Genomic DNA, 8,878 nt, shown 5'->3' on the forward strand with positions numbered 1-8,878 from the left:
CTTGCAATTCCCCATTTTGCAGGTAGGAATAATGGGAAATCGATCGGAGACGCTGAATGAAATCGAAGTGGAACTGGCGGCATGCTGCCCTGAGCGCCTTGCTCGGATCGACCGTTCTTGCTGCAGCCGCCTGCTCGCAAGGTGGTCGTTCGGACGGGGCGGGAGAGAGCGGCGCTATCGAGCTCCTCAACGTCTCCTATGATCCCACGCGTGAGCTCTACGAGGAGATCAATCCGCTCTTTGCCGCATCCTGGAAGGCCCGCACCGGCCAGGACGTGACGATCAACATGAGCCACGGCGGCGCAGGCAAGCAGGCGCGCGCTGTCATCGATGGCCTCGACGCCGATGTGGTCACCCTCGCGCTTGCCTATGACATCGACGAGATCGCCGCCAAGACCGACGCGCTCGCCGAGGAATGGCAGCAGCGGCTGCCCAACAACAGCTCGCCCTACACCTCCACGATCGTTTTCCTCGTTCGCGAGGGCAATCCGAAGAACATCCGCGACTGGGACGATCTCGTGAAGCCGGGCGTGAGCGTGATAACCCCCAATCCGAAGACGAGCGGCGGGGCGCGCTGGAACTTCCTTGCCGCCTGGGCCTACGCCCGGGAAACCCATGGCACCGACGCCGCGGCGGAGGACTTCGTCCGCAAGCTCTATGCGAACGTCCCGGTGCTCGACAGCGGCGCCCGGGGTTCGACCACGACCTTTGCCGAACGCGGCCTCGGCGATGTCCTGCTCGCGTGGGAGAACGAGGCCTTTCTCGCGCAGAAGGAACTGGGCGAGAGCGAATTCGACATAGTGGTCCCCTCAATCTCCATTCTGGCCGAACCGCCGGTGGCCGTGCTCGACGGCAACGCGGCTCGCCATGGGACCACCGAAGTCGCCGAAGCCTATCTGCGCTTTCTCTACACGCCCGAAGCGCAGGACGTGATCGGCAAGCACTTCTATCGCCCCACCTCGGACGCCGCGAAAGCCAAGTATGCCGCCGTGTTCCCGCAAGTGAACCTGGTCACGATCGATGGTGCGTTCGGCGGCTGGCAGGCGGCGCAAAAGCGCTTCTTCAACGATGGCGGCGTGTTCGACGAGATCTTCGCGGACGCGAAGCGCTGACGCGCGATCCGCATTGAGCAGACCACTGCAGATGCCCGCCAAGTTCACCCGCAAGCCACGCAAGGGCCGCAAATCGATCATTCCCGGTTTCGGGCTGACGATGGGCTTCACCCTTGCCTGGCTCTCGCTGATCGTGCTCATCCCTCTGAGCACGGTGTTCATCCGCGCCGCCGGGATGGGGCTGGAGGAATTTCTCGAAGTCGGCTTCTCGCCGCGCGCAATCGCCGCATATCAGGTCAGCTTCGGCACCGCGTTTGCGGCCGCGCTGGTCAACGCGGTCTTCGGCATGATCGTCGCGTGGGTCATCGTTCGCTACGAGTTTCCCGGCAAGCGGATCTTCGACGCGCTGATCGACCTGCCCTTCGCGCTCCCGACCGCCGTGGCCGGCATTGCGCTCACCGCCATATATGCGGGCAACGGCTGGATCGGTCAGTTCCTGGAACCGCTCGGAATCCGCGTGGCCTACAATCCGATCGGAATCACGATCGCGCTGATCTTCATCGGGCTGCCGTTCATCGTCCGCTCGGTAGAGCCGGTGCTCGCGGACCTCAGCAGCGAGGTCGAGGAAGCGGCGCTCTCACTCGGCGCAACGCCGCGGCAGGTCTTTACACGGGTCATTCTGCCCACCCTCCTGCCCGCGCTGCTCACCGGCTTCGCGCTCGCTCTGGCGCGCGGCGTCGGCGAGTACGGGTCGGTCATCTTCATCGCCGGCAACATGCCCTTCGAGTCGGAGATCGCGCCGCTGCTGATCCTCACTCAGCTCGAGCAATACGATTATGCCGGGGCGACCGCGATGGCTGTGGTCATGCTGCTCGTCTCGTTCGCGATGCTGCTGTTCATCAATCTCGTGCAGGCGTGGAGCCGCAGGAGGGTCGGCGCATGACCGCTTCGGTGTACCGCAAATCCGGCGGGGCGCGGTGGCTCGTCGCCGTCGCGCTGACCTTCATGGTATTGTTCCTGGTCCTCCCTCTGGCCACCGTGTTCGCCGAGGCGCTGGCGAGGGGTTTCGAAGCCTACGGAGCCACGCTGACGCATCCCGACGCCATTGCGGCGATCAAGCTCACGCTCACGGTGGCTGCGATCAGCGTCCCGCTCAACGTCGTATTCGGCATCGCCGCCGCCTGGGCGATCGCGAAGTTCGATTTTCCGGGCAAGAGCCTGCTGGTGACCTTCATCGACCTCCCGTTTTCGGTTTCGCCGGTGGTCGCGGGCCTCGTCTATGTGCTCCTGTTCGGCATGCAGGGCTGGTTGGGTCCTTGGCTGCGCGAGCACGATATACAGATCATCTTCGCCGTGCCCGGCATCGTCCTGGCGACGATCTTCGTCACCTTTCCCTTCGTCGCGCGCGAGTTGATCCCGCTGATGGCGGAACAAGGCCGCGATGACGAGGAAGCCGCGCTGTCGCTCGGCGCAAGCGGGTTCCAGACATTTCTGAGGGTGACCTTGCCGAATATCCGCTGGGGCCTGTTTTACGGAGTGCTGCTGTGCAACGCCCGCGCGATGGGCGAATTCGGCGCCGTCTCGGTCGTCTCCGGCCATTTGCGCGGGCTGACCAACACGATGCCGCTGCACGTCGAGATTCTTTACAACGAATACAACTTCGTCGCCGCCTTCGCGGTCGCTTCGCTGCTCGCGCTGCTCGCGCTGCTGACGCTGGTGCTCAAGTCGATCCTCGAATGGCGCTTCGGATATCATCACGGGAGTGCGGGACATTGATCAGCCTCGATGGAATTTCGAAACGCTTCGGCACTTTCGACGCGCTCAGGAACATCGATCTCGAAGTGCGTGACGATGAGTTTCTCGCACTGCTCGGGCCATCCGGATCGGGCAAGACGACGCTGCTCCGCATTATCGCGGGGCTCGCCTTTCCCGATGCCGGCCGTGTGTCCTTCAACGGCGAGGACGTGACCGACCTCAAGGTTGCCGACCGCAAGGTGGGTTTCGTGTTTCAGCACTATGCGCTGTTCCGGCACATGAGCGTGGCGGACAACGTCGGCTTCGGCCTTTCCGTGCGCCCGCGCCGGCAGCGTCCGCGCAAGCCCGAAATCCGCGCCCGCGCCAGAGATCTGCTCGAGCTCGTGCAGCTCGGAGGGCTGGAGGATCGCTACCCGGCGCAGCTTTCCGGCGGTCAGCGGCAACGCGTCGCGTTGGCGCGGGCGCTTGCGGTCGAGCCGCAGCTCCTGCTCCTCGACGAACCCTTCGGCGCGCTCGACGCCAAGGTCCGCAAGGAGCTGCGCCGCTGGCTGCGGCAGCTTCACGAGCAGATGAAACTGACCTCGATCTTCGTCACGCACGATCAGGAGGAGGCGCTCGAGCTGGCCGATCGCGTGGTCGTGATGAACGACGGCGCGATCGAGCAGATCGGTCCGCCCGAGGATATTTACATGGCCCCGCGCAGCAGCTTCGTGTCGGGCTTTGTCGGAGACACCAACAGCCTTCCAGTGACGGTAGCCGACGGCGTGCCGCGGTTCCACGATCGCCCGATTGCGGTCGATGCGGCAGGCGTGGCCGAAGGTTCCGCACGGCTGGACTTTCGCCCCCACGACATTGCGCTCGATGGCGACCAGGCGGGAAGCCTGCCGATGATCGTGACGGGCGCCTATCGCACGGGCGGCAACTGGCGGGTCGAGGGAACTGTAAGCGGCCTTTCGCGCGTCATCGAAATCGATCTTGCGACCGACCGCCCCCCGCCGGAGCCCGGCCAACGGCTCGCGCTGCGCATCACCCGCGGGCGGCTGTTTCCTGATGAGAAGGCACGGCCGTGACGATCATCCAACATACGGGCGAGATCAGCCCGACCAAGCGCCAGCATGTCGAACAGGGCCTCACCAGCATTCGCGAGGCGCTGCTCGCGCTGCGCTACGGCACGGTCGCCGTCACCATGCATGACGACCGGATCGTCCAGATCGACGTGACCGAAAGGACCCGGCTGCGACCGGGTAAGTAGCAAACCATCAGCTTCGATGCCGACCGGTCCACCGGAAGCGTCGCGATCGAAAAAAGGAACGACCATGATCGCACGTTTTCTAACGGGAACAGCCCTTGCGCTGTCTCTGGGATTGCCCGGGTCGGCGCTGGCGCAGGATGCCAATACCTCCACTGCGGAGATGCGTCAGCTTCGCGAGGAACTTGAGGCGCTCCGCAACCAGATCGACGCGCTGGAAGCCGCGATCGAGACGCAGCAGGCGGCAGCCGCCCAAGCCGAAACCCGCGCCACCGAGGCGATCGAAACGGCGCAGGCCACCAAGGACGCCTCTGCCGGAACGAAGATCGCGTGGAAGGGTGCGCCTGAGTTTTCTTCCGACGACGGATGGACGTTCAAGCCGCGCGGGCGGCTGCAGTATGATTTCGGCCATCTGAGCGCCCCCGACGGCATCGCGGACGACGGAACAGGCTTCTCCAGCGAATTGCGCCGCGTCCGTCTTGGTGCCGAAGGGAGCATTCCCGGCGGGTTCGGATATCGCTTGGAGCTGGAGTTCGCCGATGGTTCGGCCCAGTTGTGGGACGGGTATATCACCTACAAAGCCGACGGGCTGACGGTGACCGCGGGACAGCACAACAACTTCCAGTCGCTCGACGAACTCACCGGCGCGAACGACACCGTGCTGGTCGAACGTGCGGCTTTCACCGATGCTTTCGGGTTCGAGCGGCGGCTCGGCCTGTCGGCGCAATACGCAACCGGTCCGGTGCTGCTGCAGGGCGGCGTATTCACCGACAACGTGGCCGATCTTTCCGACGACGGGAACAACTCCGTCAGTATCGACGGTCGCGCGGTCTTCGCGCCCAAGCTCGGAGACATGCAACTGCACTTCGGCGGTTCGGCCCACTGGCGCGACCTTGGGGACGCCCTCACCAGCGGACGCTATCGCCAGCGGCCGCTGATCCACAGTACCGACGTTCGGTTCGTCGACACCGGGGATGTCGAAGGCGTGCGGTCCGAGAAGAGCTACGGCGTCGAAGCGCTGGCGATCGCGGGACGCTTCCACGCCGCGGGCGAGGCGCACTGGCTCGACGTCTCCCGCGACGCGGCCCTCAACGCGGGTTTCTTCGGTGGCTATGCGGAACTGGGATATTTCCTGACCGACGACAGCCTAGGGTATCGCAGCGGCACCATCCGCGCGCCCAGGATCTCCGAACCGGTAGGCGACGGCGGCGTCGGTGCCATCGCACTCAGCTTGCGGTACGACTATCTCGACCTAGTCGACCGATCCGCGGGCGTGATCGGCGGCAAGCAGAACGGCTATATCGCGGGGCTCTCATGGTGGCCTGCCGAGAATCTGCGCTTCCTGCTGAACTACGCCCACCTCGAATACGACGATGCCGCACAGGCGGGCTCGGGAGCGAACCGCAACTATTCCGCCGACGTTGTCGGAGGACGCATCCAGGTCAGCTTTTGAAAAGGGAGGCAAATAAAGGCGCCAGGGCATCTCCGAAATGCCGACGATGCTGGCGTACGGAAGTGCAAAAGCGCTCTCGAGGTGATACCTGGTCAATCCCCCGCGAGCGAGCGGACGGCAGCCGCTTATGCACAGGATCAAGGAACGTCGCGCCATCATATAGCTCGTCCGCGCAGCCGGAGCCGTGTTGCGCCGTTGAGCTGGATTTGAGGCTCAGACAGATCAGGATGCCAAAAGCGCGTCGCGGTTAGGCCGCCCCCTCCTCAAGAGCAGAGGCGTCCTTTGCCGCAGGTTGAGCTCCTATTGGGGGAGGCCGGCTGCAGAGGACAAGATTGTACGCGAAGACGTATGCAATAGATGCCACGCGTAGTTTCGTAACAAACACGCTTGGCATCTCCCTAGGGACACTTAAGCGGCGCGAGCCTCCAGGTGGACGCCCGCCTCCATCTCATCAGTTCCCCGTGAAATCATATCGCAGCTGGATGCCGAACTGGCGCGGCGCTCCCGGCACGGCGGCGGCGAACCCAATTGACGAATATACGGATGCGAGCGGCTGAAACTCGGTCTCGTTGGTCACGTTCTTGGCAAAGAGGGTGACGTCGAACCCTGTCTCACCGATGTCTGCAGCTTTCAGATAGAGATCCAATTGCTGATGTGACGGAATAAGGCCCCAAGGCGCCACGGCGTTGTCCGTGTCGAGATAGCTATCGCGGCCGGAATAAGCGGCAGTGAAGCTGACATTGCCGAAGTCCTGACTTTCGATGAGATCGACCGTTCCAGACACGCGCCAGTTGTTCTTGGGCACGCGCGCGAACTCCTGATCCGAAAGATCTTCTCCGGTGAACGGATCGATGAACTCGTCGAAGCTCGCGTCCGTGTACCCCCAGAAGCCGGACAGAGTAATCCTGTCGATCGGACGGAAGGTCGCTTCCAGCTCTATGCCCTGGATCGTCGCCTCTGCAGCGTTGACGACCACTGTGAAGGGGTTTGTCGTGGTCGTGTCGACTGCTTGTCGCTGGACGTTCGAGTACTTCGAGCGAAACAGAGCGAGGTTGGTCTGGAGGAATGCACCTCCAAAATGCCAATCTCTCTTCAGGCCCACCTCGAAGTTGCGCACGAATTCGGGGTCGAACGGACGCCGCAGCCCCGCCTCGGTGACGGCCCGGGCGGCAAAGCCTCCCGCGCGGAAACCCCGCCGCAAGCTCGCGTAAAGCAAGGTATCGGTGTCGGGCTTATAGTTCAGCGCCACGTTGTAGGTGAACGCATCGAATTTCGCCGAGTCATCGACGCGGCATCCCGGTCCGTCACCGGGATTTACCTCCGGCGTGGCCGGATCGTTGTCATCATCGACAGTGAAGCCGCAGCGCGTGTCGATCACGCGGTTCAGGATCGTCGCTTGGCGTTCGTCCCAGGTGTACCGCCCACCGAGCGTAAGCGACAGACCATCGAGCAACTCGTAAGTGCCCTCGGCAAACACCGCGTAGCTGGTGTTCTCGAACTTCTGGCGGTTGTTGGTCGCACCCGGGCGGAACGTCGTCGCTGGCTCGATGCCGCCCTGCTCAGTCCCGAGAATGGTGCTGGCGGCGTTGTTGTCGCCCTTCTCATTGAAGAAGTAGGCGCCGACGATCCAGTCGAGAGCGCCAGTGCTCCCCAGCAATTGCAACTCGTTGCTGATCTGCTTGGAGTTATCGAAAATCTCGGTGTGCAGGAGCGGGTGCTCGGTCCCGTCCAAATCGACCAGGATATGACTGTCCACCTTGCGCCAGCCGAATATGTTCTTCAGCGTTACGCTATCGCTGAGGTCGAAGCTGGTGGTATTGTGGACGTCGATGGTCTCAACGACGTTGAACTCCGGTGTACCATTGTTGATCCGCCGATCGCCGCGAGCCGCCTGCTCTGCCAGGAGCACATCCACGGGGCGGTAGTTTCGAATGGCGGCAAGGCTTGCAATGGCCCCTTCGGGATTAAGGTATCTGGCGACACCGCCCGCTCCGCCATCGTTCTCCGCGAAGTAGTTGACCATCGTCACATTCTGGAAACGGCCCGAGCGCAGCAGCGCCGATCCGCGGAGGGACGCCGTCGCGGTGTCGTTGATGTTCCGCCCCAGCGCCTCGTCGAAAATGTAGCCGTCATCATTCGACGCGGCCGCGCCGAAGCGGAAGGCGAGCGAATCCGAAACGGGAAGGTTGATGTAGGCATCTGCGTTGATCGTATTGAACTCGGCGACGGTGATTCCGACACCGCCTTCGAAGCCATCGGTCGTCGGGAGGTTGGGCCGGATAATGACCGCGCCGCCTGTTGCATTCTTGCCGAACAGCGTTCCGACCGGTCCGCGAATGACTTCGACGCTGCGGACGTCGAACAGGGTCTGATTGAGACCCTGGGTTCGAGCCATTACGACATCGCCGAAGTAGACGCCGACCGAAGGATCCGACAAGCCGCCGCGCTCCTGCTGCGATTGTCCGCGGATCGAGAACTGGGGGGCCGACTTGGCGCCTCCCGCGGTTCCCGCCACCGAGATCATGTTGGGTGTCAGCGAGCCCATATCGCTTACGGAGTTCACCTGGTTTAGGCGCAGCGCGTCTTCACCGATCGCGGTGACGGCGATCGGCACATCCTGCAGCGCCTGATCCCTACGAGTGGCCGTGACGATGATCTCGCCCGATTCCGCGCTGTTTTCACGATCGTCCGCCGGGACTTCGTCCTGCGCGTAAGCGGGCGCGGCCCATACGACCAAGCTGGATGTCAGAAACAGCGTCTTGCAAATGTGTCCAAACCTCACGGCAGTGCTCTCCCAGTGCTCGTAGGACTTATGTCCTTGTCCGTTGCTTCAGACATCCGCTCTTGCGGCCACCGGATCTGACAAGTTTTGCATTCGAGACGTTGCCGAACGCTTCCGGTCAGGACGGGAACTCAGATTGGATGTCGCCGAAATTCTCTTTTATCTTATAACTGTCGACAGTGTGGGTCTCCGCCCCTTCCCACCGCCGGAATTTTGGATCGCTTCACGTTAGTTGGTTTTTTGTAGATCGATTGAAATACCGTGGTTAAAACCAATTGAGCCGGGAGCAAGCCAACTTGGCGGGACCCCAGGAATTTTCGGCCATGCGAATTCTGTCGACTCTTTTTTGAGGCCGATCCATTGGCGGACAGATGCTGAAGCGCCCAGACTAACTTCGCTCCCGCGCAGTGCCCCTCAGCGCACGGTTTCCGTTAGCTCCGGCACGGCTTTGAAGAGGTCAGCGACGAGGCCGATGTCTGCGACCTGGAAGATGGGAGCGTCCTCGTCCTTGTTGATGGCGATGATGGTCTTGGAGTCCTTCATGCCGGCGAGGTGCTGGATGGCGCCCGAGATGCCGATGGCGATGT

The 8,878-nt window shown here is 62.7% G+C and carries 7 protein-coding genes and 1 pseudogene; 6 read left to right on the forward strand and 2 right to left on the reverse strand.

Annotated elements, in window-relative coordinates; all coding sequences use genetic code 11:
- Positions 1–56: 56 nt before the first annotated feature.
- The 6 genes from JNO53_RS14155 to JNO53_RS14180 all read left to right on the forward strand — a co-directional run bounded on the left by JNO53_RS14155 (position 57) and on the right by JNO53_RS14180 (position 5,509).
- On the forward strand, positions 57–1,112 hold the full coding sequence (locus tag JNO53_RS14155; protein WP_203112828.1) for a sulfate ABC transporter substrate-binding protein: 1,056 nt from the start codon (positions 57–59) through the stop codon (positions 1,110–1,112).
- Between the two features lie 13 nt (positions 1,113–1,125).
- A complete protein-coding gene (cysT, locus tag JNO53_RS14160; protein WP_274380888.1) occupies positions 1,126–1,995 on the forward strand; it encodes a sulfate ABC transporter permease subunit CysT in 870 nt (289 codons plus the stop codon).
- Complete coding sequence (gene cysW, locus JNO53_RS14165) at positions 1,992–2,828, forward strand: sulfate ABC transporter permease subunit CysW (RefSeq protein ID WP_203112831.1); 837 nt, start codon at positions 1,992–1,994, stop codon at positions 2,826–2,828. Before cysT ends, cysW begins: the two co-directional genes overlap by 4 nt.
- The gene (locus JNO53_RS14170; RefSeq protein WP_238401945.1) at positions 2,825–3,877 is read left to right on the forward strand and encodes a sulfate/molybdate ABC transporter ATP-binding protein; all 1,053 of its coding nucleotides are present in this window, start codon (positions 2,825–2,827) and stop codon (positions 3,875–3,877) included. The genes cysW and JNO53_RS14170 overlap by 4 nt, the downstream gene beginning before the upstream one ends.
- On the forward strand, positions 3,874–4,059 hold the full coding sequence (locus tag JNO53_RS15520; RefSeq protein ID WP_203112837.1) for a DUF2292 domain-containing protein: 186 nt from the start codon (positions 3,874–3,876) through the stop codon (positions 4,057–4,059). The genes JNO53_RS14170 and JNO53_RS15520 overlap by 4 nt, the downstream gene beginning before the upstream one ends.
- A gap of 64 nt (positions 4,060–4,123) precedes the next feature.
- A complete protein-coding gene (locus JNO53_RS14180; RefSeq protein WP_203112841.1) occupies positions 4,124–5,509 on the forward strand; it encodes an OprO/OprP family phosphate-selective porin in 1,386 nt (461 codons plus the stop codon).
- A 451-nt stretch (positions 5,510–5,960) separates the two neighbouring features.
- Here JNO53_RS14180 and JNO53_RS14185 read toward each other — a convergent pair whose 3' ends face one another.
- On the reverse strand, positions 5,961–8,291 hold the full coding sequence (locus JNO53_RS14185) for a TonB-dependent receptor domain-containing protein (protein ID WP_203112844.1): 2,331 nt from the start codon (positions 8,289–8,291) through the stop codon (positions 5,961–5,963).
- Positions 8,292–8,705: 414 nt separating this feature from the next.
- A pseudogene (locus JNO53_RS14190) lies at positions 8,706–8,878 on the reverse strand (FAD-binding protein); the annotation flags it as partial.

Origin of the sequence: Altererythrobacter sp. C41 (genome assembly GCF_016803135.1) — a bacterium.
Classification (GTDB): Bacteria; Pseudomonadota; Alphaproteobacteria; order Sphingomonadales; family Sphingomonadaceae; genus Pelagerythrobacter.

Bases quoted from the DNA above. Each gene is read 5' to 3' on its own strand.
- JNO53_RS14180 (WP_203112841.1), top strand. From the start codon at position 4,124: ATGATCGCACGTTTTCTAACGGGAACAGCCCTTGCGCTGTCTCTGGGA.
- cysW (WP_203112831.1), top strand. From the start codon at position 1,992: ATGACCGCTTCGGTGTACCGCAAATCCGGCGGGGCGCGGTGGCTCGTC.
- JNO53_RS14155 (WP_203112828.1), top strand. From the start codon at position 57: ATGAAATCGAAGTGGAACTGGCGGCATGCTGCCCTGAGCGCCTTGCTC.